Below are 23,305 nucleotides of genomic sequence, written 5' to 3' on the forward strand. Positions count from 1 at the left end.
CGAGGCGGGGAAACGGTCGGCTCAGCCGGGGCGCCGGCGGCTCACTGCCCGCGCCACCACGCCGTGAAGGAACTCCACACGCGTCGCCTCCCCGGGCTCCCGTCGGGGCGGCTCGGCGCCGATATCCCGGCCAGGGGGGCCGAGGACGACGGGACGGGCAGATTCCCCTGGCCGTCTCCCACGGTCCCGGCCGGGCGGTCCGGCGCGGGGGCGGACGCCGGGGACCCGGCGGAGCTCGCCACCTGGGCGGGGAAACGCACGGGAAGCGCGGCGAGGGCCCGGTGGAAGGGGCCGGGCCGCCAGACCAGCTCCTCGACGGGGACGGCCAGCTCCATGTCCGGAAGGCGGTCCAGGAGCCGCTCGATCGCGACCGAGGCGATCACCCGTGCCGTCCGCTCCGCGGGGCAGCGGTGGGCACCGGCGCTCCAGGCGAGGTGGGCCCGGTTGCCGGCGCGGCGGTCGGAGGTGAGGGCGGCGTCGTTGTTGGCCGCGGCGTAGCTGATGACCACCGGTTCGCCCTTGCGCAGCCGTACGCCCGCCATCTCGACGTCGTACCGGGGGTAGCGGGTGCCGAAGTTGGCCAGCGGCGGGTCGTTCCACAGGACCTCGTCGAGGGCGTCCTGTACGGGCAGGCTGCCCCCGGACAGCTCACCGGCGAAACGATCGTCCGACAGCAGCAGGCGCAACGCGTTGGCGATCAGGTTCTGCTGGGGGTCGGTGCCGGCGGCCATCAGCAGGATGATCTGCTGCATCAGCTCGTCGTCGGCCAGCCGCGAGGGGTGGGCGATCAGCCAGGAGGTGACATCGGCCGAGGGCCGCTGGCGCTTGCTCGCCACGAGGCCCGAGATCCAGCGGAGCAGCTCGTCGTTGGCCCGCGCGGCGTCCTCGTCGCTGTTGAAGAGCTTCCCCATGGTCTCGACCAGCTTGGGGCCGTCCGCGGCGAGCGCGCCGAAGAGCTGGTTGAAGACGAGCAACGGGATGACCGCGGCGTACTCGCTGATCAGGTCGGCCTCGCCCGTGGAGGCGAAGGCGTCGATGAGGGTCTCAGCGCTGCGCTCGACGTAGTCGCTGAGCGCGTGCGGGTCCACCCGGTCCAGGCTGTCGGTGATCGCCCCGCGCAGCCGGGCGTGCGCCTCGCCGTCGCAGAACAGTGCGTTGGGCCGGTACATCATCAGGGGGGCCACCGGGCTGTCCGGCCCGACGGTCCCGTCGTGCACCGCCCGCCAGCCGCGGGGGTCCTTGGCGAACCGCTCGGTGTCGCGGAGGATCTCCAGCCCGAGCGGGTAGCTGGTGACGAGCGAGGCGAACACTCCGGGCGAGAGCTCGACCGGCGCGATCGGCCCGTAGAGGGTGCGCAGGCGCTCGTAGACGGTGTGCGGGTCGTCAGAGAAGTCGGTTCCGTAGATCGGCACGCTCGCACCCGGACCGGCGCCACCTGTGCCACCGGAGGGGCCCGCGTGTGCGGGGCAGCCCGGTGGCGGGGCGAGGTCGGTCGTGTCGGTGACTGGGTGGTGGCTCACACGTTCTCCTGGGCGGTGCGGGCCTGCAGGGCCTGCAGATACTGGACGAGGGCGATCAGGGCGTGGGTCGAGGAAATCGGGTCGCGGGCGTCGCAGGTCACCAGCGGGGTCTCCGGGAGCAGATCCAGGGCCTCCCTGACTTCGGCCTCGGCGAACCGGGGCGTGCCCTCGAAGTGGTTGACGGCGACCGCGTACGGCAGTCCGTGCTCCTCCAGGACGGCCATCACGGGGAAGGACTGCTCCAGCCGCCGGGTGTCGGCCAGGACGAGCGCGCCCAGCGCCCCGCGCGTCATGTCGTGCCACAGCGGGGTGAAGCGCTGCTGCCCGGGGGTGCCGAACAGATACAGGACCAGGGATTCGCTGAGGCTCAGCCGGCCGAAGTCCATGGCGACCGTGGTGGTCGTCTTCCCCTCCGTACCCTCGAGATCGTCGATGCCGGCACCGGCCTGCGTCATCGTCTCCTCGGTGCGCAGGGGACGGATCTCGGACAGCGAGCCGACGAACGTCGTCTTGCCGACGGCGAAGTGTCCGACGACCAGCAGCTTCGCCGCCACCCTCACTGTCCGGGGCAGATAGACCGCGTTCTCAGAGGCGAGCGCGGAGTCCATCCAACACCTCCTGCAGCAGCTGGGTGTCGGGCAGTTCGGCCGGGGGGATCGGGGACCGGGTGGTGATGTGGCCGCTGTCCACGAGATCGCCGAGCAGGACCTTGGTGACGCTGACGGGGAGCTCCAGGTATCCGGCGACCTCGGCGACCGAGAGCGCCCCGCCGAGGCAGAGCTCCATGACCCGCCGCTTCTCCGGGCTGAGCCCGGTCAGCGGCCGGTCGGTGTGGGGCATGACCAGCGTCACCAGGTCGAAGGTGTTCCGGGTCGGGTAGGCACGGCCGTCGGTCACGACATACGGCCGTACCAGCCCTCGTTCGTGCCTCCCCGGACTCATGCGAGGCTGCCGATGCCCTGTCCGATGCCGTGTGGTGCGATGCCCTGCCGCGGCGGGCTGGTGAGCTCCTTGCCGAGCCTGTCGACCAGCTTCTGCATCCGGTAGCTGACCCCCTCCATGTCCACCGCCTCAGTGGCGGAGACCGCGAGATACGCGCCGGGGCCGGCGGCGATCAGGAAGACATAGCCTCCGACGAACTCCACGAGGGTCTGCTGCCACGGCGTTTCCTCGTCGTCGCAGAACTCGGAGGTGCTGCGGCTGATCGACTGAAGCCCGGAGAGCGCGGCGGCCTGGCGTTCAGCCTCGTCACGGGGGATGCCCTGGGAGTGTGCCCGCAGCATCCCGTCCGCGGAGAGCAGGATCGCGTGCCGTGCCTCCGGCATCTTGACGACCTCGTCGAGCATCCAGCCGAGCTCGTTGTTCATGTGGTCGTTCATGCCTGGCGATTCCCTTCTTCGTTGTGGGGGGCGGCGTCCTGCCTCCGGGCGCGTCCGGAGCGCGTGCCGCGCGCGAACGCGCCCATCCGCTGGGCGGTTTCCTCGGCCGATCGGACACGGTGCGAGCCCGTGTCGGGTTCGGGGGCACCGGACGGGGATCCGGGCGCGGTGGGCCAGTCGTCGGCCGGCCGGGCCACGGTGGGCTGTCGGCGGCGGCGCTTGGGCAGACCGCCCGCCGTCGAGCCGTAGACGCGGGTGGCGTCCTCGTCGGCGGCCGGCTGGGCGGGCTGGGCGGGGGCCGGGTCCGGCGCCTGGGCCGGAACCTGTGCCTCCGCATGGGCCGGAGCAGGAGCCGAAGCCGGATCCGGGTCCGGCGCCGGCGCCTGGGCCGGAACCCGTGCCTCCGACTGGGCCGGAGCAGGAGCCGGGTCCGGGGCCGGGTCCGGCGCCTGGGCCTGGAGCCCGGCCTGGGCCTGGGCCTGGGGCCCGGCGCGGCGGGCGCGGGTCTGCCGGGAGGGGAGGGTGCGCAGCGGGGCGGCTCCCTGGCCGTCCTGGGCGGTGGCGGCGGTCCCCGGCGACTGGGGATCGATCTGGGTGAGCAGCGCGGCGGGCAGGAACAGCACGGCGCGCACACCGCCGTACGGGGACCTGGTGTCCACCGAGACGCTGAAGCCGTACCGCGCGGTGAGCAGGCCCACGAGGGCGAAGCCGAACTGCGGCGGGTCGCCGAGCCGGGAGACGTCCACGGCGCGCTGCCCGGACAGCAGGGTGGCGGCCCGCTGGACCTCCAGGCCGTCCATGCCGACCCCGGCGTCGTCGATCACGATGCAGGCGCCGTTGTGCACCGGCTGCAGGCTGACCTCGACGCTGGTGTTGGGCTGTGAGTGGCGGGCGGCGTTGTCCAGCAGCTCCGCGACCGCGAGCACGACGGGCTCGACGGCCCGGCTCACCACGGCGACGTCGATCAGGCTGTGCACCTGGACCCGCTGGTAGTCGCGGATGCGCGACTTCGACCCGCGGACGACATCGGTCAGCGAGGAGGCCATCCGCTGGCGTCCCGGCCAGGATCCGCAGAGCACGGCGATGGCCTGGGCACGGCGGCCGAACTGCGCATTGGCGTGGTCGATCTCCAGGAGGTCCCGCAGCACATCGGGGTTGTCGTGCCGGTCCTGCATCCGGGAAATGGACACCTGCTGCTCGTTGGCGAGCCCCTGGACGGCACGCATCGACGCCTTGAGCGCCGCCTTGGCGGACGCGTCGGCCCTCGCCTGGGCCTTGTCCACCGCCCGCGTGAACTGCTCCATGACGGCGTGCAGGCTCTGCGCGAAGGCCGTACCGGCCAGCTTCTCGTCGCGCAGTCCCGGCAGCGGGGCGGGCTGGCTCAGCGCGTCCGCGATCGCCGGAAGGCGCACCTCGACAAGATGCTTCGCCTCCTCGTCACGGGCCCGCAGGCTGTCCTCGAGCGTGGCATTGCGCCTGCGCACGCCGGCGGTGATCTGCCGCTGACGCATCAGAAGCACCGATACGACGAGGAGGACGACGGCCAGACACCAGCTCACCGCCTCCGATATGTGATCAGTCATCAGGATCCTCGTGCAGGAGAACGCGGGCGCGGAAGGAACGGTTCAGTGCCTGATGTCCCGTCCAAAACGGAAGACATCGATCATCTTAACCACGCCGTGACCGAGTGTCCGACGACCGTAACCGAGTTCGAACTCACGTGAGGCCAGGGCCAGTTCCCGTGATGAATGAGTAAAGGTCCTGGATGCCGGGCGAAGATGACGGGGCGAGGCCCCGAATGAACCGCCATTGTCCGGCCCCCACGGTAGTGGCCCAAGCCGATCGTCCACAGCATTTTCGCGTCTCGTCCTCATTCGGAAATGATCAGTCTTGCACCACCTGCTCCACCTCTCCGATCATCTCGGGAACTTTGCCGGTATGTCATACGTCACCCCCATCATTCGGGAGTGCCGTGCACGGGCGCGGGCCCGCGTCATGGGTACGGATACGGTGGGGGCAGACACCGGGCGGACGACTCGGCGTCCCCGCCGGTACCGGCACCGGGGTCGTGCCCCCCGCTGTCGCCCCGTAGGTCCTGGAAGGAAGATGTGAGCAGGGTGTTTGTGCAGTTCAGCACTGTCATCAGGAGTGCGGGGTAGGACGCATGCATATCGTGATCATGGGCTGTGGCCGGGTGGGGGCGGCACTCGCCCAGACCCTGGAGCAGCAAGGACACACGGTCGCGGTGGTCGACCAGGACCCCACCGCCTTCCGCCGCCTCGGCGCGGGCTTCGGCGGCCGCCGGGTCACCGGTGTCGGCTTCGACCAGGACACCCTGCGCGAAGCGGGCATCGAGGAGGCCGGCGCCTTCGCCGCGGTGAGCAGCGGCGACAACTCCAACATCATCGCGGCCCGGGTGGCCCGTGAGATGTTCGGCGTGGAGAACGTGGCGGCCCGTATCTACGACCCCCGGCGCGCCGAGGTCTACCAGCGCCTCGGCATCCCCACCGTGGCCACCGTGCGCTGGACCGCCGACCAGATGCTGCGGCGGCTGCTGCCGTCCGGTGCGGAGCCGCTGTGGCGGGATCCGAGCGGCGGGGTGCAGCTGGCCGAGGTGCACACCTCCCACGCGTGGGTGGGGCACAAGGTCAGCAAGCTCCAGGAGGAGACCGGGGTGCGGGTCGCGTTCCTGACCCGGCTCGGCGAGGCGATGCTGCCGACCTCCCAGACGGTGCTGCAGGAGGGCGACCTCGTGCACGTGATGATGCGCAGCGATGAGGTGGAGAAGGTCGAGGCGGCGTTCGAAAAGGGACCCGAGGAGTCACGATGAGGGTTGCCATTGCCGGAGCGGGCGCCGTGGGGCGCTCCATCGCGGGCGAGCTGCTGGAGAACGGGCACGAGGTGCTCCTCATCGACAAGGCACCGACCGCCATCTCGGTGGAGCGGGTGCCGCAGGCCGAGTGGCTGCTGGCCGACGCATGCGAGATCACCTCGCTGGACGAGGCGGCGCTTCAGCGGTGCAACGTGGTGATCGCGGCCACCGGTGACGACAAGGTCAATCTGGTCGTCTCGCTGCTGGCCAAGACCGAGTACGGGGTGCCCCGGGTGGTCGCCCGGGTCAACAACCCCAAGAACGAGTGGCTGTTCAACGAGGCATGGGGCGTCGATGTCGCCGTCTCCACCCCCCGCCTGATGTCGGCGCTGGTCGAGGAGGCGGTGAGCGTCGGCGATCTGGTGCGGCTGCTGCGCTTCAGCCACGGCGACGCCAACCTGGTGGAGCTGACGCTGCCGCCGGAGGCGGCGCTGGTCGGCACCCGGGTCGGCGATGTGGAGTGGCCGGAGGACACCACTTTGGTCACCATCATCCGCGGCACCCGTGTGCTGACCCCGAACAAGGACGACGTGCTGGAGGCGGGCGACGAGCTGCTGTTCGTCGCGGCGCAGGCACGCGAGGAGCAGCTGGAGGATCTGCTGTCCGTCAAGCGCGAGCCGGCCGAGGGCTGAGCACCGCGGCGTTGTACGACGCGAGGGCCCCGCGGCGTTGTACGACGCGAGGGCCCCGGGAACCACTTCGGTCCACCGGGGCCCTCGCGTAGGCGGGTATCGGTCAGCGGCGGTGCCGCGGTGGCCGGCGGCGGTCGACGGCGTCGGGCCGGGGCTGTGCCTGGGCCTGGGCCTCGCTGACGATCTGGTCCGTCCACTCCGCGATCACCGGCTCGGCGATCCTCTCGGCCTCGGCCTTGGTGCGCTCCCGATCCCGCTCCCGCTCGGCCTTCTCCTCGGCCTCCATCTCCGCGATCACATCGATCGGCGGCGGGGCCTTGGCGAGGAAGATCCAGGTGAGATAGACGCAGAGCAGGAACGGCGGAATGCCCAGCGCCACCTTGACCCAGCCCAGCTGGGTGGCGTCCCCCCACCAGTAGAGCGGGAAGAGCACCGCCGACTTGGCCAGCAGGATCAGCCCCCACGCCCAGGTCGACTTGGTGTACGCGCGGAACCGGCCCGGGTTGCGGGTGCGCCAGGAGAGGTTCTCCTTGAGCATCGGCCCGAGCAGCACACCGATCAGCGGATAACGGAAGATCGCCGAGAGGATGTAGGCGATCGCCAGGCCCAGGGTGTAGAGCATGCCCGGCAGATAGAAGTTCTTGGCGTCGCCGGACATCATCGCGAAGATCGCGCCGAACGCGACCCCGAAGACCCCGCTGAAGGCGTGCTTCAGTGTCTCCTTGCGCACCAGCCGGGCGACCGCCAGCAGCACGGTGAGCCCGAGCGAGGCGAGGGCAGCGAGGTGGATGTCGCGCTTGATCGTGTACAGCAGGACGAAGACCAGACCGGGGACGGTGGTGTCCACCATGCCCCGCACCCCGCCGAAGGCATCCAGGAGGGCGGTGTCCGCCGCCGCTCTGCCGCGGGCGGCGGCGTCCTGATGATCGGTCGGGGGCGTCGTGTTGTCTGACGTCACCGGCTACTCCTGTCCGAGCGGTCGGAGTTCGTACTTCGGATTGAACAGCACCCGGCGCCCGTGGCTCATGGAGATCCGGCCGCTGGCGATCAGCTTGCGGCCCGGCTCGATCCCGATGATGGAGCGACGGCCCAGCCACACCACGTCCAACGCGGCGCTGCCGTCGAAGAGCTCCGCCTCCAGCGCCGGCACCCCGGCCCGCGGCCGCAGCGTCACGGTGCGCAGCGTGCCCGTCACCTTGACGATCTGGCGGTCCCCGCAGTCACCGATCTTCGTGCAGCCCGCGGCCTCCGCGTCCTGCTGCAGTTCGGCGGAGTGGAGATCCTCCTGGGACGTCGACAGCCGGTCGAGCATCCGCCTGATGCGGCCGGCCGGCTTGTCACCCTTGTCGGAGGGTTGGCGTACGGAACTCATACGGCCAGCGTACCGGTGAGCCCCCGCCGCAACCCGCGCCTGGCCGCTCATCGCTCGAACCGGTACCCCATCCCCGGCTCGGTGATGACGTGCCGCGGATGGGAGGGGCCGGCCTCCAGTTTGCGGCGCGGCTGGGCCATGCAGATCCGCAGCTAGTTGGTCTCGGTCCCGCACGAGGGTCCCCAGACCTCCTGGAGCAGCTGTCTCTGGCTGACCAGCCGCCCCGGTTGCGCACCAGGACCTCCAGGAGATGCCATTCGGTGGGGGTCAGCCGCGCATCGCGGCGGTCGCGCCGGGCCTTCTTGGCGGCCAGGTCGACGGTGAACCTCCGGCAGCGACTTCACAGCTGCCTGGGGTCGAACAGGCCGCCGGAGACGCGCCCGCCGGAGCCCTCGGGCCCGGGTGGCTGCTCGTCTCCCGGGCGGTCCGTATGGGAGTGGTGGTGGTGCTCATGAAAGTCCCTCCGCCATCGGGCCAAGGGCCAGTGCCGGGAATTAGGTCAGACCGGTGGTGATCAGGATCGCGCCGACCAGCAGCCCCGCGAAGAGCGGCTTCTCGGTGCGGAGGAAACCCCCGAGCGTGCGGCGTGCGGCCTGGCGTTGACGGCTCCCATACGGCCATGGGCGCTCTCTTGGCGCATCCCTGACACCGACGCCCCCGCGCAAAAGCGGTGGGCCGTACTCCGCAGAGAAGAGTACGGCCCACCGGTCAACGCTCGTACCAGGCCGGGACCTGCGCCGGGGCTCAGCCGGATGCGAGCGACCAGCCCGCCAAGGCGTCAGGACCGAGGGGGCGGTCGGGCCCTGGCGGGAGTTGGAGGTCTCGCCCCCATCAGTACGGCTCGTGTGCGGCGCGTGTTCAACGCGGACCGGGAAAATACCGACGGGGCCCGGGGCCAGGCCCCGGGCCCCGTCGGGCCTTGGCTGTCGTTCCTCGCGGAACCGGTCAGCGCACCTCGCTGATCTCCGGGCCGCGCTGGAGCCGGTCGGCGCCGCCCGCGAACCGCGAGCCCTGCGCCTCCTCCTGCTGAACCCCGTCGGGCACCATCTGCGCGTCGTCCGGCAGCTTGAGCACGATCGGATCGCGCGGGGCCATCGGGCCGTCGCCGCGCACCACGACCGTGTCCTGGAAGATGGCCTCCAGCAGACTGCCGGTCTCGGGCTGCACGGCGCCCTGCCCGGAGATCACTCCGCGCAGGAACCAGCGCGGTCCGTCGACGCCGATGAAGCGGACCACCTGCACACCGTTCGTGCCGTCGGGCAGCTGCACCGGCACCTGGGCCCGCAGCTCCCAGCCGAGCGGGCCCTCGACCTCGTCCACGACACCGCCCTGCTGGGTGATGCCGGTGGCGATCTCGTCCCGTACCTCGCCCCAGATGCCTTCCTTCTTGGGCGCGGCGAACGCCTGGAGCTGCACGGCGCTGTCCCGCAGCACCACGGTCGCGGCGACGATCGCGTCGCCCGCGACCTCCACCCGCAGCTCCATGCCCTCGACACCGGGCACGAACAGGCCGCCCAGGTCGACCCGGCCCTCGCCGGGCCGGCGCACCTCGGATACATCCCATGGGCCATCGGGGCGTGGCGCCGGCGGCAGGCTCACCCGGCCGGTGTCCGCCTCCTCAGCGGTGTCCGCGCCTTCCGCGTCCTCGGCCAACTCCTCGGAGGTGACGTCGAGCGACTCGACATCCTCCTCGCTGCGCTTGCGGCGACGTCCGAACACGTCATCGTCCTTCCCGGTCGGAACCGACCGAAGCGTATCCATTCCCACCCGTTGTGCCGTCCACGGCGGCATGACCGCCGGTGGACCCGAAGCCCCCCTCGGCCCGCGCCGACCCGGGAAGCTCCGCCACCTCGTGGAAGCGCACCTTCTCGACCTGCTGGACGACCAATTGGGCGACGCGGTCGAAGCGCTCGAACCGTACGCTCTCGCGCGGGTCGAGATTGACCACGATCACCTTGATCTCTCCACGGTACCCGGCATCGATGGTCCCTGGGGCATTCACCATGGCTACTCCGCAGCGGGCGGCGAGTCCGGACCTCGGATGCACGAAAGCGGCATACCCCTCGGGGAGCGCGATAGACACTCCGGTGGGCAGAACCGCCCGCTCCCCGGGGGCGAGCTCCGCGGCCCGCGTGGTGACGAGGTCGGCGCCGGCGTCACCGGGGTGGGCGTAGCCGGGGACGGGCACCCCGGGATCCACCCTGCGGATCAGCACATTCACGGGATCGTGGCTCATGGCTTCACCTCGAAAGCGCGCGCGATCCTGACCTGGTCCGGGTCGGCGAGCGCCGCGTTGATCTCCTCCGGCCGGCCGTTCTCGATGAAGTGGTCGACCCGCACCTCTATGAAGAGCGCCTCCGCGCGCAGCGCGACCGGGCCGTCCGGACCGCCGATCCGGCCCGTGGCCACGCAGTAGATCTTGCGGCCGTACACGGCGGTCACCCGGGCTTCCAGGTGCAGCACCGCGCCGACGGGCACCGGCCGGACGTAGTCCGTCTCCAGCCGCCCGGTCACCGCGATCACCCGCTGAAGCCAGCTGAGCCCCCCGAGCGTCTCGTCCAGCGCCGCGGCCAGCACTCCGCCGTGGGCCAAGCCCGGAGCGCCCTGGTGGGCGGCCTGAGCCGTGAACTCGGCGGTGATGCTCACGCCCTCGCCGGCCCACGCCCGCATGCGCAGACCGTTCGGCTGGTCGTCGCCGCAGCCGAAGCACTGGTCGTTGTGTCTGTCGAGGGGTTCCCCGGGCGCGGGCGCGGCGGGGTGGCGCACGGGCGCCGTGGCACCGTCCGGCGGCGTCAGCACTGTCGTTGTTCCACTCACAACGGCTGACCTTACCCGCGCGAACAGCCCCGGTCGGCGGCCGTGCCAAGCTGATACGCATGGAGCCTTACGAAGAACGCCTCACCGCGCCCCGTTCGTGGTGGTTCATCGCCGTTTTGATCGGGGTCGCCATGGGGTTGATCATGCTGCCGTTCGGCACTCTGCCGATGCTCGGCGGCCTGATCGGCGGTGCGGCGCTGGCCTGTGTCGCGGTGAGTTCGTACGGCTCGGCACGGGTGCGGGTGGTGGCGGGCTCGCTGGTGGCCGGGGAAGCCCGGATCCCGGTGTCGGCGCTGGGGACCACCGAGGTGCTGGACGCCGCCGAGGCGGCCGCCTGGCGCACGCACAAGGCCGACCCGCGGGCGTTCATGCTGCTGCGCAGCTACATCCCGACCGCGCTGCGGGTGGAGGTCACCGATCCCGAGGACCCGACCCCGTATGTCTATGTCTCGACGCGGTACCCCGAGCGCCTCGCCGCCGCGCTCACGGCCGTGCGCTCCTGACGGGGCCTGGACCCCGGACTCACTCGGCCGGGGGCTCCAGGGCGCCCAGGGCGCCCCAGGGGACCTGCTTGGCGCGCAGATCCTTGCGGACCTTGCTCGCGAGCTTCCTGGTGTCGCGCCGGTTCATCGCGGCGCCGACGGCCGCCCCGACCATGAAGGGCGCCAGGATCGGCAGATTGCGGAAGCTGCGCTTGAGGACCTGCTGCCGCAGCTCGCGCTTCATCTGGACGCCCAGGGCGGCGTTCACCGTCGCCGGCACGGTCACGTCGATACCGCGCTCCTGGGCCCACGCGCCGAGATAGGCGGTGGCCCGCTGGCGCACGGTGCCGGGCGCACGCAGACCGTAGACCTCGTGCAGCTCGGCGATCAGCTTGATCTCTATGGTGGCGACGCCGACGATCTCGGCGGCCAGCTCGGTGGGCATGGCGGGCGGGGCCGGCAGCATCGCCGCGGCACCGACGCCCGCGCCCACGGTGGAGGTGCCGTTGGCGGCACCGGCCACCAGCTTGTCCGCGATCTGCTCCGGGCCGAGCCCGGGGAACTGCTTGCGCAGGCTCGCGAGGTCGCGGACCGGAATGCGTGGAGCGTTCGCGATGATCCGGTCGGCGACCGCGTGAACCCCCGCCCTCGCACGCTCACCGCCCCGTCGGACGCCACGGCCCACGGCGGTTGCGAGCGAGGCCATCCGGCCTCGCTCGACATGCGCCTCGCTCACGTCGCCGTGCTCCGCCTCCACGTCTGCCCCGCGGCTTATGCCGCGCAGTCGCGGCAGATCGGCTGGCCGTTCTTGGTCTCGGCGGCCAGCTGGCTGCGGTGGTGGACGAGGAAGCAGCTCATGCAGGTGAACTCGTCCGCCTGGCGCGGCAGCACCCGCACGGACAGCTCCTCGTTCGAGAGGTCCGCGCCGGGCAGCTCCAGGCCCTCGGCCTGCTCGAACTCATCCACGTCGACCGTCGACGCGGACTTGTCGTTCCGCCGGGCCTTCAGTTCCTCGATGCTGTCCTCGTTGACGTCATCGTCGGTCTTGCGTGGAGTGTCGTAATCCGTTGCCATGTCGCCTCTCCCCCTCTGGGTGTCTGTGGTGTCTCCAGCGCACGTAACGCGTGAGAGGCCGGACTTGTGCCCGACCCGAGGCGGAGATTTTGCCTCACATCAAGGTCTGTTACTCAATCGACACCCAACCGCACCCCTGAAGAGGTGATCGGGTTGGATGGCCATCGGGACCGTACACGGTCCGGATGTCGCACTCGCGCGCGCCATGACGTGTACTTCCCGTGATCACGGCCCCCGAAAACCCGGATTTTCCCGGCTTTCCGTCAGCCGTGACGATCACGGAGAGTATATGGCTGGAAATTCGTCCATGTGATCGATCACACACGATACGACTGGTGGGCGGATCACGAAAATTCCGCCCAAAGCGAACACATCCCGACGGTACCGCAGCTTCCGGCTTCCGGCCTCGGCTCCGGCCCCGGACCGGCGGCTCCCCCGGCCTCAGACCGGCAGCACCACCCGCATCACCAGCCCCCCGCCCTCGCGGGGCTCCGCGGCGATCCTGCCGCCGTGGGCGCGCGCCACGGAGCGGGCGATCGACAGCCCCAGGCCGACGCCCTTGTCGCTGCCGGTGCGCTCCGTACGGAGCCTGCGGAACGGCTCGAAGATGTTGTCCATCTCGTAGGCCGGAACCACCGGGCCGGTGTTCGAGACCACGAGCACCGCCTGACCCTGCTGAATCTCGGTGGTGACCTCCACCCAGCCGCCGTCCGCGATGTTGTACCGCACCGCGTTCTGGACCAGGTTCAGCGCGATGCGCTCCAGCAGGACGCCATTGCCCTGGACCACCGCGGGCCCGCGGACGCCCCGTAGCTCCACGCCCTTGGCCTCCGCCTCCGCGCGCACCTGCTCCAGCGCCTGGGAGGCCACCTCGGCGAGGTCCACCGTCTTGCGGTCGACGATCTCGTTGTCGCTGCGTGCCAGCAGCAGCAGGCCCTCCACCAGCTGCTCGCTGCGCTCGTTGGTGGCCAGCAGCGTCTTGCCGAGCTGGACCAGCTCCGGGGGCGCCTGCGGGTCGGAGAGCTGCACCTCCAGCAGCGTGCGATTGATCGCCAGCGGGGTGCGCAGCTCGTGCGAGGCGTTGGCGACGAACCGCTGCTGGGCGGTGAACGCCCGGTCCAGCCGCTCCAGCATGTCGTCGAAGGTATCCGCCAGCTCCTTGAGCTCGTCGTCCGGGCCGTCCAGCTCGATCCGGCGGGACAGGTCCGAGCCCGCCACCTGGCGCGCCGTACGGGTGATCCGGCCCAGTGGCGAGAGCACCCGCCCGGCCATGGCGTAGCCGAACGCGAAGGCGACCACGGCCAGGCCCAGCAGCGCCAGCAGCGAACGGCGCAGCAGCCCGTCCAGGGCGTAGTCGCGCTGCTGCTGCATGCACTGGGCCACCGCCCGGTTGAACGCGTCGTTGTTGCCCTGGCTGGGGAGATGGCAGGTGTCGGTCGGCTTGTAGTCGATCCGCACGATCTGCAGCGGGAACTCGCTGCCCCGGCGGATGGCGTCCGCCGCGAGCAGATAGATGATCGTCAGCAGCACCACCCCGGCGATCAGGAACATCCCCCCGTACAGCAGGGTGAGCCGTATCCGGATGGTGGGGCGCAGCAGGGGGTTGGGCGGCGAGGTGTGCTGCGGGTCCCAGCTGGGCTTGGGTGGTGCCGCCGGCGGAAGCGGGGTCGTGGCCATGCCGGATCAGATCCGGTAGCCGGAGCCGGGCACGGTGACGATCACCGCGGGCTCGCCGAGCTTGCGGCGCAGCGTCATCACCGTCACCCGGACGACATTGGTGAACGGGTCCGTGTTCTCGTCCCACGCCTTCTCCAGCAGCTGCTCGGCGGAGACCACGGCGCCCTCGCTGCGCATGAGCACTTCGAGGACCGCGAACTCCTTCGGCGCCAGCTGGATCTCCTTGCCGTCCCGGAACACCTCCCGGCGGTTGGGGTCCAGCTTGATCCCGGCCCGCTCCAGGACCGGCGGCAGGGCGACGGTGCTACGGCGGCCGAGCGCCCTGACTCGCGCGATCAGCTCGCTGAAGGCGAAGGGCTTGGGCAGATAGTCGTCCGCGCCGATCTCCAGGCCCTCGACCCGGTCGCTGACGTCGCCGGAGGCGGTGAGCATCAGGACGCGGGTGGGGATGCCGAGTTCGACGATCTTGCGGCAGACGTCGTCGCCGTGAACGAGGGGCAGGTCCCGGTCGAGGACGACGACGTCATAGTCGTTGACGGCGATGCGCTCCAGGGCGGCGGCTCCGTCATACACGACGTCGACGGCCATGGCCTCCCGGCGCAATCCGGTGGCCACCGCATCGGCGAGCAGTTGCTCGTCCTCGACGACGAGTACACGCACGTCGTTAGTCCTTCCCTCATTGCCGCAGTGGGCGTGAAGTGCCGCAGTGGGCGTGATCTCGCCAAACTCGATGAGCGTGTTCGGCGCGCCTCCATCCTGCCTCGAAGTCTCATAAACCGGCGGTAAGAGGCACCCCGGGGGCCGACTGCGAGATCCTTAAGATTCTTTTTGTTCGGAGGTTTCCGCTCCGAACGGGGTGGGGAGGACGACTGCACACCCCGCGATCACGCCCTGTATGTGGCATCCCATGACGCCGCTGCCACCCTCAGGGACACGCACGTGATCGCTCCCGCCGTCGGCACACCCCCGTGCCACCGACCCACGACGAGGGGGCGCACCATGGACGCGTTCACCGCAGGAATTCTGCAGCGTATAGAGACCACCCAGTCCGATCTCACTCGCGCCCGCGAGACCGGCGACGAGTTCCTCGCCGATGTGGAGCTGGCGGAGCTGGAAGACCTCCGTCGGCTGGCCGCCGAGCACGGCGTAGAAGTAAGCGCCGCCTGATCCACGGCCGATCCACGCCTCATCGCTTGAACAGCTCGACCTGCTTGATCCAGAAGTAATGTGCTTCTCTGATCCAGATCCAGGTCCGGATTCCGATCCAGAGCCGGACCGCTCTTCCGAAGAACGATCAGTCACACCACGCCGAAACGCCCCGGTGTCTTCCTGGTACCGGGGCGCTTCGCGTGCGCCGGGACGCGGATCAGCGGATCAGTCGTGCCACGCGCCCAGGTCGTCCAGCAGCAGCCGCAGCGGCTCGAACAGGCCGGGGGGTGCGGCGATGGTGAGCTCCCCGGAGGCGGGAACGCCCGGCCGTCCGCCGGTGAGCGCGCCCGCCTCGCGGGCTATGAGCTCGCCGGCCGCGTAGTCCCACGGGTTGATCCCACGCTCGTAGTAGCCATCCAGCCGGCCGCAGGCCACATCGCACAGATCGATGGCGGCCGACCCGCCGCGCCGGATGTCACGCACCTGGGGCAGCAGCTCATGGAGGACCCTGGCCTGGCCGATCCGCCGCTCGCGGACATAGCCGAAGCCGGTGGCGATCAGCGCCTGCTCCAGGGCCGGAGCGGGGCGGCAGTACACCCGCTCCCCGTTGACGTGGGCACCCTGACCCAGGACCGCGTGGTAGGTCTCGCCGCGCATCGGGGCCGTCACGACCCCGACGACCGTCTCGCCGTCCTTCTCGGCCGCGATGCTGACCGCCCAGGACGGCAGGCCGTAGAGATAGTTCACCGTCCCGTCGATCGGGTCGATCACCCAGCGGATGCCGCTGCTGCCTTCGGTGTCCGAGCCCTCCTCGCCGAGCAGACCGTCCTGCGGGCGGTGCTGGGCGAGGAAGTCGGTGATCAGCTTCTCGGCGGCGATGTCCATCTCGGTGACGACGTCGATGGGGCTGGTCTTGGTGGCCGCCACGTCGAGGTCGGCGGGGCGGCCGTCGCGCAGCAGGTCCCCCGCCCTGCGGGCGGCCTCCAGCGCCAGATCGAGCAGTTCGGTCGTGAGCGGGTCGGTCATCGTGCTCCTTAGCGGATTACCCGGATGTGCGAGCGGCGCCGACGGCGGTGGCGGGCCGCGGACGGGGACAGGGCCTGCTCAGTCGGCACCCGCGGCGGCGGGCCGCGGCGACCGGGCCGGGCAGCAGCCCGCCGGGCAGAGGTCGTGGCTCGCTCCCAGGGAACCCAGGGCGCACCGCTGGGGGGCGGCGTCCGCCCGGCCCACGACGAAACGCTCGGTGGCCGCGCGCTCCAGCACCAGATCGCGCACCGCCGCCGCGAACCGCGGATCGGCGCCGACGGTCGAGGCGCGGGCGACCGGCAGCCCGAGCTCGGCGGCCTTGGCCGTGGCCTCGGTGTCGAGGTCGTACTTGACCTCCATGTGGTCCGAGACGAAGCCGATCGGGATCATGACGGCGGCGGGCGCGCCCTCGCCGTGCAGCTCTTCGAGGTGATCGCAGATGTCCGGCTCCAGCCACGGGATGTGCGGGGCGCCGCTGCGCGACTGGTAGACCAGGCGCCAGGGGTGGTCGGCGCCGGTCCGCTCGCGCACCGCGTCGGCGATCAGCCGGGCGACGTCGAGGTGCTGGGCCACATACGCGCCGCCGTCCCCGTGGGACTCCACCGGGCCGGAGGTGTCGGCGGCGGCGGTCGGGACCGAGTGCGTGGTGAAGGCGAGGTGCGCCCCGGCGCGCAGCCCCTCGGGCAGCTCGGCGAGGGCGGCGAGCGTCGCGTCGACCATGGGCTGAACGAAGCCGGGGTGGTTGAAGTAGTGCCGCAACTTGTCCACGCGCGGCGGCTCGAGGCCCTCGCCCTCCAGGGCGGCCAGCGCGTCCGCGAGGTTCTCGCGGTACTGGCGGCAGCCGGAGTACGAGGCGTACGCGCTGGTGGCCAGCACGAGGATGCGCCGGTGACCGTCGGTGACCATCTCGCGCAGGGTGTCGGTCAGATACGGCGCCCAGTTGCGGTTGCCCCAGTAGACCGGCAGCTCCAGGCCGTGCTCTGCGAAGTCCTTGCGCAGCGCCTGCAGCAGCTCCCGGTTCTGGGCGTTGATCGGGCTGACTCCGCCGAAGAGGAAGTAGTGCTGCCCGACCTCCTTCAGCCGCTCGCGGGGGATGCCCCGCCCGCGCGTCACGTTCTCCAGGAACGGCACGACGTCCTCCGGCCCCTCCGGCCCGCCGAAGGAGAGCAGCAGCAGGGCGTCATAGGGAGCGGGAGATGGCTGTACTGGCTGATCCGGCATGCACCCGATCCTGCCACCAGCCTCTGACAGGCGGAAAATGACCCCACGCGGCCCGCGGGACACCCGTAAGCTGTTTCAGCTTTTACGATCCTTACCCTGCTCACCGGTGGAGCCCTGCTGTGTCCACTCCCGGCCCGTACCGCGCGATCTTGGCCACCCCCGGCGCCAAGGCCTTCTCCGCGGCCGGGTTCGTGGGGCGGATGACCCTGTCGATGACGGGCATCGGCGTGGTCACGATGGTCTCCGAGCTGACCGGCCGGTACGGGCTCGCGGGCGCGCTGTCGGCCACGCTCGCGCTGTCCGCGGCCGCCGTCGGCCCGCAGATATCCCGCCTCGTGGACCGGCACGGCCAGCGCCGGGTACTGCGCCCGGCGACGCTGGTGGCGCTCGCCGCCCTCGCCGGGCTGCTGCTGAGCGCGCAGCGGGACTGGCCGGACTGGACGCTGTTCGTCCTCGCCGCCTCGGCGGGCTGTGTGCCGAGCGTGGGCTCCATGGTGCGGGCCCGCTGGGCGGCCATCCACCAGGACGCGCCGCGTGAGCTGCACGCCGCGTACGCCTGGGAGTCCATCGTCGACGAGGCGTGCTTCATCCTCGGCCCGGTCATCTCGATCGGCCTGTCCACGGCCTGGTTCCCGGAGGCGGGCCCGCTGCTGGCCGGCTGCTTCCTGGCCGTCGGGGTCTTCTCGCTCACCGCGCAGCGCGCCACCGAGCCGGTGCCGCATCCGCGTGAGCACCACACCCCCGGCTCGGCGCTGCGCTCGCGCGTGCTCCAAGTGCTGGTGGCCACCTGTGTGGCGATCGGCGCGGTCTTCGGGTCGGTGGACGTGGTGACGGTCGCCTTCGCGGAGGACGAGGGCCGCAAGGCCGCGGCGAGCCTGGTGCTCGCGGTGTACGCGCTGGGCTCGTGTCTGGCGGGCGCGGTCTTCGGGCTGTTGCGCCTCAGGGGGTCGGTGTCCCGTCGATGGTTACTGGGTATTTGTGCGATCGCCGTGAGTATGATCCCCCTCCAACTGGTCGGGAATCTGCCGTTCCTGGCCGTGGCGCTCTTTGTCGCGGGCCTGTCCGTCGCACCGACGATGGTCACCACCATGGCCCTCGTCGAACGGCATGTACCACGCGCGCATCTGACCGAAGGCATGACCTGGGTGGGAACCGGGCTCGCGGTCGGGGTGGCGCTCGGTTCGTCGGCCGCCGGCTGGGTGGTCGACGCCGCCGGATCCCGCGCGGGGTACGTGGTGCCGGCCGGGGCCGGGACGCTCGCGGCGGCGGTGGCGTTCCTCGGGTACCGCCGGCTCCGGCCGGCGCCACAGCGGGAGGGGTCGGGTGCGGATGGCCGTCAGGACCGTGAAGACCGTGCGGAGCGGCGTATGGCGTAACTGGGCGGGGAATGTGACCGCCCGGCCGGTACGGAGCATGGCCCCCTCGTCCACCGAGGAGCTGGCCGAGGCGGTGCGCCGGGCGGCGGCGGACGGGCTGAAGGTGAAGCCGGTCGGCTCCGGCCACTCCTTCACCACCGCGGCGGCCACCGACGGCCTGCTGATACGCCCCGACCGCCTGGTGGGCGTCCGTGAGCTGGACCGCGAGGCCGGTACCGTGACCGTCGCGGCGGGCACCCCGCTCAAGCAGCTCAACGAGACGCTGTCGGCCCATGGTCTGTCGCTGACCAATATGGGCGACATCATGGAGCAGACCGTGGCCGGGGCCACCGCCACGGGCACCCATGGCACCGGCCGCGACAGCGCCTCGATCGCCGCCCAGATCAGGGGCCTGGAGCTGGTGACGGCGGACGGCTCGGTACTGCGCTGCTCGGCCCGGGAGAACCCGGAGATCTTCGCCGCCGCCCGGGTCGGGCTGGGCGCGCTCGGCGTGGTCAGCACGATCACCTTCGGCGTGGAGCGGGAGTTCCTGCTCACGGCGCGCGAGGAGCCCATGTCCTTCGACCGGGTGATGGCGGACTTCGAGCAACTCGTGGCCGGGAACGAGCACTTCGAGTTCTACTGGTTCCCGCACACCGGCAACTGCAACACCAAGCGCAACAACCGCAGTACGGGCCCCGCCGCCCCGGTCGGCCGCATCAGCGGCTGGGTCGACGACGAACTGCTTTCCAACGGCATCTTCCAAGTGGCCTGTTCGGTGGGCCGGGCTGTCCCGGCCACCATTCCCGGTATCGCCAAGATCTCCAGCCGCGCCCTGTCCGCCCGGACCTATACGGACATCCCGTACAAGGTCTTCACCAATCCGCGCCGGGTCCGATTCCTGGAAATGGAGTACGCGGTGCCGCGCGAGGCCGCGGTCACGGCGCTGCGCGAGCTCAAGGCGACCGTCGAGCGCTCCGGGCTGCGGGTCGGCTTCCCGGTGGAGGTGCGCACCGCGCCCGCCGACGACATCCCGCTGTCCACCGCCTCCGGCCGCGACACCGCGTACGTCGCCGTCCATCTGTACCGGGGCACTCCGCACCGGGAGTACTTCACCGTGGCCGAGCAGATCATGACCGCGCACGGCGGCCGCCCGCACTGGGGCAAGCTGCACAGCCGCGACGCGGCCTATCTGGCCGGGGTCTATCCGCGGTTCGGCGAGTTCACGGCGGTACGCGACCGGCTCGACCCGGACCGGCTGTTCGCCAATGACTATCTGCGCCGGGTGCTCGGCGACTGAGGGAGCTCACGGCCCGGCGGTGGCGCTCGGCGACGGCGTGGTGCCGGCCGTACCGGCCGTACCACTGTCCGTGGCGCCGCCCGACGGGGTCCGGGACGGGGCCGGGGTGGCGGGCACGGAGGTGCCGGGCGTGCTCCGGCCCGTGGCACCGCTTCCCCCGCCGGACGACGTGCCGGTGCCGGACGACCCGGAGGGGCTCGGTGTCGGGGTCACGGTGCCGGACGCGCCGCCGCCTCGGGTGGCGCGCGAGGCCGGGAGGTCACCGCCCCGGGACGGGTCCGTGGACGGCGTCGTCGAGTTGCGGCGCGAGGGTGCGGGCTTCGAACCCGACGACCCTGACGACCCCGAACCGGTCACGCTTTCGCTGACGGTCGTACCGCCCCGGTCGCCGCCCCAGACATTGGAGACCGGACCGCCCGAGAACCACTCGATCCCCGTGATCGTGCCCATCGCGACGGAGAAGGCGGCGAGCGTGGCGAGGAGGGGACGCTTGGCGCCGCGCAGCCGGGTGCCGTGCGTGGTCGGCTCGCCGTACTCGCCGGGCGCGGCGGGTTTCGTGCCGCGACCGGGCGCCGCGGCGCCGCGGCCCCGCTTCGGCCGCGTCTGGACCCGTACCTCCTTGATCTGCTCACCGGTGCGGTGGAACAGATGCTGGAAGAGGGTGCCGCCCGCGGTCGCCACCACGCTCACCACGCCCGCGCCCAGGATCGTCCCGTAGACGCCGAGCTTGGAGGCGAGCACCGCGGCGGCCACGGCCGCCAGGGCGCTCCCGGCGACCTGGGGGACGCTCAGCTCCAGCCGCCTGTTCTTGTGTTGCCCGTCGCTCTCGGACTTGCCGTACATCTCCCGCCCTCGCTCTGGACATTCGTTCCACCCTGCAGGGGGAAGTGACCCATAAGCGAAGCAGATCGTTCCGATTCTGACGTTTCTGTGAAACTTCCCACCCACATCGCGGTCTACTTCGAAGGATTGGGCATCCGATCACCGGGCGGCCCCGGAACTCGGCTGGCGCGCCGCTCCACCCGAGCGGCCCGAATGGAGTACTGTGGCGAGCCCTGGCCCCGCTTTCCCGTCCGGCCGCCCGGACCCAGCGGGAGGGGCCGAAATCGCGGCAATTCGACCGGCCCGGGCAACTCGGCAAAGTTGTGGCAGGCTGCACCCGGGCAGGCCACACTCGTCTAGCGGGAGAGCAGCGACGCAACCGTGACGTCGGCAGGCACCACCCGGGAGGTCCCCATGCCCGAACTGCGTGTCGTGGCCGTCAGCAACGACGGCACACGGCTGGTGCTCAAGGCTGCGGACAGCACGGAGTACACACTTCCCATCGACGAGCGACTGCGCGCCGCGGTGCGCAATGACCGCGCTCGGCTCGGCCAGATCGAGATCGAGGTCGAGAGCCATCTGCGGCCCCGTGACATCCAGGCCCGTATACGCGCCGGCGCCACGGCCGAAGAGGTCGCGCAGATGGCGGGCATCCCCGTCGACCGCGTGCGCCGCTTCGAGGGCCCGGTGCTGGCGGAGCGCGCCTTCATGGCCGAGCGCGCCCGCAAGACCCCCGTGCGCCGCCCCGGCGAGAACACCGGACCGCAGCTCGGCGAGGCCGTCGCGGAGCGGCTGCTGCTGCGCGGCGCCGAGAAGGACACCGCGCAGTGGGACTCCTGGCGGCGCGACGACGGCACCTGGGAGGTGCTGCTGGTCTACCGGGTCGCCGGTGAGCCCCACTCGGCGAGCTGGACCTACGACCCGCCCCGGCGGCTGGTCCAGGCGGTGGACGACGAGGCACGGGCGCTGATCGGCGAAGCCGATGACACGCCCGAGCCGAGCTTCCCGTTCGTCCCGCGCATCGCCCGGCTGCCGCGCGACCGGGACCGCGACCGGGACAGAGAAAGAGACCGCGATCGCGCGTCGCCCGAGCACATCGGCGACGATGACGAGCCGGTGTCGGCGTCCGCCGCGGTGGAGGACGGTTTCGGCGGCGAGCGTGACTCGCTGACCAGTCTGCTGGAGGCCGTGCCCAACTTCCGGGGGGACATGGTCGTGCCCGAGGCGCCGGTCGCACCGGCGCCTTCGCCGGACGAGCCCGCCGAGGAGCCCGAGGCCGTCGAGCCGCCCGCCCCGGCGGCGAGTGCGGGTTCGGCCTACGCCGATGTGCTGATGCCGCGTTCGGTCGCGGGCCACCGCGACCGGCTGACCGGTACGACCGACCGCCAGGCGGAGGCGGACGGCGTCCGTCCGGGCCGCCGGGCGGCGGTGCCGAGCTGGGACGAGATCGTCTTCGGCACGCGCCGCAAGAAGCAGGAGTAGGAGCCGCCCGGGCGCGCTTCCGCTCGCCGTGTCCCGTGTGTGTGGGCCCTGCCGCCAGGCGGCAGGGCCCACAGACGCGCTCAGCCCGGCTGGGGGCCCGTGGCCACCGGACGGCCCTCGGCCGCGGACCACTCGCTCCAGGAACCGACGTACAGCGCCGCCGGAATGCCCGCGACGGCCAGCGCCAGGACCTGATGTGCGGCGGAGACGCCCGAGCCGCAGTAGACCCCCACCTCGGCGTCCGGGGCGACGCCCACAGCCGCGAAGCGCTCGGCGAGCCGGTCGGCGGGCAGGAAGTGGCCGTCGGCGGTCACGTTGTCCACGGTGGGGGCGGAGACCGCGCCCGGAATATGGCCGGCGACGCGGTCGATCGGCTCGACCTCGCCCCGGTAGCGCTCGGCCGCCCGTGCGTCCAGCAGCACCCCGCGCCGCGCGAGCGCCGCCGCGTCGTCCGCCTCCAGCAGCGGAAGGGCCCCGGGCTCCGGGACGAAGTCGCCCTCGGGCTGGGCGGGGGCGTCCGTGGTCAGGGAGCCGCCGTTCGCCGTCCAGGCGGGCAGACCTCCGTCGAGTACGCGTACGGACGGATGCCCGGCCCAGCGCAGCAGCCACCATGCGCGCGCCGCCGCCCACCCCTGTCCGCCGTCGTACGCCACCACGCGCTGGTCGCGGCGGACCCCGGCTCGACGCATCGCGGCTGCGAACGCGGAAAGATCGGGCAGCGGATGACGGCCCGCCGCTCCGGCCGGGCCCGCGAGCTCGGTGTCGAGGTCGACGTAGACGGCACCAGGCAGATGCCCTGCCTCGTATGCGGGGCGGCCGGGTGGGCCGCCGAGCTGCCAGCGCACGTCAAGCAGGAGCGGGGGCTGGTCCCCCGCCAACTCGCTCATGAGTTCGGATGCGGTGATGATGGCGTTCATGGGAACCATCCTTACGTAGATAGCCTGCGATATTCGGATGACCCGATCAGCCCACGTGCAGCTGATGGCCACCCGAGCGCAATGAAGCCGAAACGGATGTGCAGTGGTAAATCGGGCATTCTCCCTGTGGGAGGCAGCGAATTCCGGTGCCGCCGGGGCGCGCCGTGCGACAGGTGGTGCGACCATCTGTCGGGCCCCCTCAGTAGCA

At 71.4% G+C, this 23,305-nt stretch carries 25 protein-coding genes and 1 pseudogene; 7 read left to right on the top strand and 19 right to left on the bottom strand.

Translation table 11 applies throughout. The features are described 5' to 3' along the window. Positions 1-41: 41 nt before the first annotated feature. From ABZU99_RS25475 to ABZU99_RS25495, 5 genes are read right to left on the bottom strand one after another with little or no spacing between them, the layout of a single operon-like run. A complete protein-coding gene (locus ABZU99_RS25475; protein ID WP_356048808.1) occupies positions 42-1,520 on the bottom strand; it encodes a cytochrome P450 in 1,479 nt (492 codons plus the stop codon). Continuing rightward, positions 1,517-2,128 carry an ATP/GTP-binding protein gene (locus ABZU99_RS25480; RefSeq protein ID WP_355949075.1) on the bottom strand — a complete coding sequence of 204 codons (612 nt, stop codon included), beginning with the start codon at positions 2,126-2,128 and terminating at the stop codon, positions 1,517-1,519. Before ABZU99_RS25480 ends, ABZU99_RS25475 begins: the two co-directional genes overlap by 4 nt. After that, complete coding sequence (locus tag ABZU99_RS25485; RefSeq protein ID WP_355949077.1) at positions 2,106-2,462, bottom strand: DUF742 domain-containing protein; 357 nt, start codon at positions 2,460-2,462, stop codon at positions 2,106-2,108. The genes ABZU99_RS25480 and ABZU99_RS25485 overlap by 23 nt, the downstream gene beginning before the upstream one ends. After that, positions 2,459-2,899 (bottom strand): roadblock/LC7 domain-containing protein, encoded by a 441-nt coding sequence (locus ABZU99_RS25490; RefSeq protein ID WP_355949080.1) that lies wholly within the window; start codon positions 2,897-2,899, stop codon positions 2,459-2,461. The genes ABZU99_RS25485 and ABZU99_RS25490 overlap by 4 nt, the downstream gene beginning before the upstream one ends. Continuing rightward, complete coding sequence (locus ABZU99_RS25495; protein ID WP_355949082.1) at positions 2,896-4,482, bottom strand: ATP-binding protein; 1,587 nt, start codon at positions 4,480-4,482, stop codon at positions 2,896-2,898. Before ABZU99_RS25495 ends, ABZU99_RS25490 begins: the two co-directional genes overlap by 4 nt. A gap of 581 nt (positions 4,483-5,063) precedes the next feature. Here ABZU99_RS25495 and ABZU99_RS25500 point away from each other — a divergent pair. Together ABZU99_RS25500 and ABZU99_RS25505 are read left to right on the top strand one after the other, a co-directional pair. Next, positions 5,064-5,729, top strand: a complete 666-nt coding sequence (locus ABZU99_RS25500) for a TrkA family potassium uptake protein (protein WP_355949085.1) — start codon at positions 5,064-5,066, stop codon at positions 5,727-5,729. Further along, the gene (locus tag ABZU99_RS25505; RefSeq protein WP_355949088.1) at positions 5,726-6,403 is read left to right on the top strand and encodes a TrkA family potassium uptake protein; all 678 of its coding nucleotides are present in this window, start codon (positions 5,726-5,728) and stop codon (positions 6,401-6,403) included. The genes ABZU99_RS25500 and ABZU99_RS25505 overlap by 4 nt, the downstream gene beginning before the upstream one ends. A 103-nt stretch (positions 6,404-6,506) precedes the next feature. Here the strand turns inward: ABZU99_RS25505 and ABZU99_RS25510 are convergent, their stop codons facing one another. From ABZU99_RS25510 to ABZU99_RS25535, 6 genes and pseudogenes are all read right to left on the bottom strand, one after another. After that, entirely contained in the window at positions 6,507-7,361 is an 855-nt protein-coding gene (locus ABZU99_RS25510) for a DUF3159 domain-containing protein (protein WP_356048812.1), read from the bottom strand. Between the two features lie 3 nt (positions 7,362-7,364). Next, the gene (locus ABZU99_RS25515) at positions 7,365-7,775 is read right to left on the bottom strand and encodes an OB-fold nucleic acid binding domain-containing protein (RefSeq protein ID WP_355949094.1); all 411 of its coding nucleotides are present in this window, start codon (positions 7,773-7,775) and stop codon (positions 7,365-7,367) included. Positions 7,776-7,822: 47 nt separating this feature from the next. Further along, positions 7,823-8,100 (bottom strand): annotated as a pseudogene (locus ABZU99_RS25520) (winged helix-turn-helix domain-containing protein); the annotation flags it as partial. Positions 8,101-8,720: 620 nt separating this feature from the next. Then, positions 8,721-9,494 carry a DUF3710 domain-containing protein gene (locus tag ABZU99_RS25525; protein WP_356048814.1) on the bottom strand — a complete coding sequence of 258 codons (774 nt, stop codon included), beginning with the start codon at positions 9,492-9,494 and terminating at the stop codon, positions 8,721-8,723. A 1-nt stretch (position 9,495) separates the two neighbouring features. Continuing rightward, positions 9,496-10,011, bottom strand: coding sequence for a dUTP diphosphatase (gene dut / locus ABZU99_RS25530; protein ID WP_355949100.1), 516 nt, complete (start codon positions 10,009-10,011; stop codon positions 9,496-9,498). Beyond that, a complete protein-coding gene (locus ABZU99_RS25535; protein ID WP_355949103.1) occupies positions 10,008-10,592 on the bottom strand; it encodes a PaaI family thioesterase in 585 nt (194 codons plus the stop codon). The genes dut and ABZU99_RS25535 overlap by 4 nt, the downstream gene beginning before the upstream one ends. A 59-nt stretch (positions 10,593-10,651) precedes the next feature. On the opposite strand from ABZU99_RS25535, the gene ABZU99_RS25540 reads away from it, so the two are divergent. Further along, complete coding sequence (locus ABZU99_RS25540) at positions 10,652-11,095, top strand: DUF3093 domain-containing protein (protein WP_355949106.1); 444 nt, start codon at positions 10,652-10,654, stop codon at positions 11,093-11,095. 19 nt (positions 11,096-11,114) lie between these two features. Here ABZU99_RS25540 and ABZU99_RS25545 read toward each other — a convergent pair whose 3' ends face one another. From ABZU99_RS25545 to ABZU99_RS25560, 4 genes are all read right to left on the bottom strand, one after another. Continuing rightward, positions 11,115-11,936, bottom strand: a complete 822-nt coding sequence (locus ABZU99_RS25545) for a hypothetical protein (protein WP_355949220.1) — start codon at positions 11,934-11,936, stop codon at positions 11,115-11,117. Beyond that, positions 11,846-12,148: a DUF4193 domain-containing protein gene (locus tag ABZU99_RS25550; protein WP_009714537.1), complete on the bottom strand. Its 303-nt coding sequence runs from the start codon at positions 12,146-12,148 to the stop codon at positions 11,846-11,848. Before ABZU99_RS25550 ends, ABZU99_RS25545 begins: the two co-directional genes overlap by 91 nt. Positions 12,149-12,589: 441 nt before the next feature. Beyond that, positions 12,590-13,825, bottom strand: a complete 1,236-nt coding sequence (locus tag ABZU99_RS25555; RefSeq protein ID WP_355949109.1) for a HAMP domain-containing sensor histidine kinase — start codon at positions 13,823-13,825, stop codon at positions 12,590-12,592. Positions 13,826-13,831: 6 nt separating this feature from the next. After that, positions 13,832-14,485 carry a response regulator transcription factor gene (locus ABZU99_RS25560; RefSeq protein ID WP_355949112.1) on the bottom strand — a complete coding sequence of 218 codons (654 nt, stop codon included), beginning with the start codon at positions 14,483-14,485 and terminating at the stop codon, positions 13,832-13,834. A 339-nt stretch (positions 14,486-14,824) separates the two neighbouring features. On the opposite strand from ABZU99_RS25560, the gene ABZU99_RS25565 reads away from it, so the two are divergent. Beyond that, positions 14,825-14,992: a hypothetical protein gene (locus ABZU99_RS25565; RefSeq protein ID WP_167542486.1), complete on the top strand. Its 168-nt coding sequence runs from the start codon at positions 14,825-14,827 to the stop codon at positions 14,990-14,992. Positions 14,993-15,199: 207 nt separating this feature from the next. Here the strand turns inward: ABZU99_RS25565 and ABZU99_RS25570 are convergent, their stop codons facing one another. Both ABZU99_RS25570 and ABZU99_RS25575 read right to left on the bottom strand, forming a co-directional pair. Continuing rightward, a complete protein-coding gene (locus tag ABZU99_RS25570; RefSeq protein ID WP_355949115.1) occupies positions 15,200-16,000 on the bottom strand; it encodes an inositol monophosphatase family protein in 801 nt (266 codons plus the stop codon). Between the two features lie 78 nt (positions 16,001-16,078). Then, the gene (locus ABZU99_RS25575) at positions 16,079-17,221 is read right to left on the bottom strand and encodes a ferrochelatase (protein WP_356048818.1); all 1,143 of its coding nucleotides are present in this window, start codon (positions 17,219-17,221) and stop codon (positions 16,079-16,081) included. Positions 17,222-17,340: 119 nt separating this feature from the next. Between ABZU99_RS25575 and ABZU99_RS25580 the strand changes: the two genes are divergently transcribed. Both ABZU99_RS25580 and ABZU99_RS25585 read left to right on the top strand, forming a co-directional pair. Then, positions 17,341-18,597, top strand: coding sequence for an MFS transporter (locus ABZU99_RS25580; protein ID WP_356048820.1), 1,257 nt, complete (start codon positions 17,341-17,343; stop codon positions 18,595-18,597). After that, positions 18,551-19,876 carry a D-arabinono-1,4-lactone oxidase gene (locus tag ABZU99_RS25585; RefSeq protein ID WP_356048822.1) on the top strand — a complete coding sequence of 442 codons (1,326 nt, stop codon included), beginning with the start codon at positions 18,551-18,553 and terminating at the stop codon, positions 19,874-19,876. Before ABZU99_RS25580 ends, ABZU99_RS25585 begins: the two co-directional genes overlap by 47 nt. Positions 19,877-19,882: 6 nt before the next feature. Here ABZU99_RS25585 and ABZU99_RS25590 read toward each other — a convergent pair whose 3' ends face one another. After that, positions 19,883-20,719 (bottom strand): hypothetical protein, encoded by an 837-nt coding sequence (locus ABZU99_RS25590; RefSeq protein WP_355949125.1) that lies wholly within the window; start codon positions 20,717-20,719, stop codon positions 19,883-19,885. 393 nt (positions 20,720-21,112) lie between these two features. Between ABZU99_RS25590 and sepH the strand changes: the two genes are divergently transcribed. Beyond that, positions 21,113-22,180, top strand: a complete 1,068-nt coding sequence (gene sepH, locus ABZU99_RS25595; RefSeq protein WP_355949128.1) for a septation protein SepH — start codon at positions 21,113-21,115, stop codon at positions 22,178-22,180. A gap of 80 nt (positions 22,181-22,260) precedes the next feature. Here the strand turns inward: sepH and ABZU99_RS25600 are convergent, their stop codons facing one another. Then, positions 22,261-23,097 carry a sulfurtransferase gene (locus tag ABZU99_RS25600; RefSeq protein WP_356048825.1) on the bottom strand — a complete coding sequence of 279 codons (837 nt, stop codon included), beginning with the start codon at positions 23,095-23,097 and terminating at the stop codon, positions 22,261-22,263. Positions 23,098-23,305 lie beyond the last annotated feature (208 nt).

Source organism: Streptomyces sp. NPDC005266 (assembly GCF_040607655.1).
GTDB lineage: Bacteria > Actinomycetota > Actinomycetes > Streptomycetales > Streptomycetaceae > Streptomyces.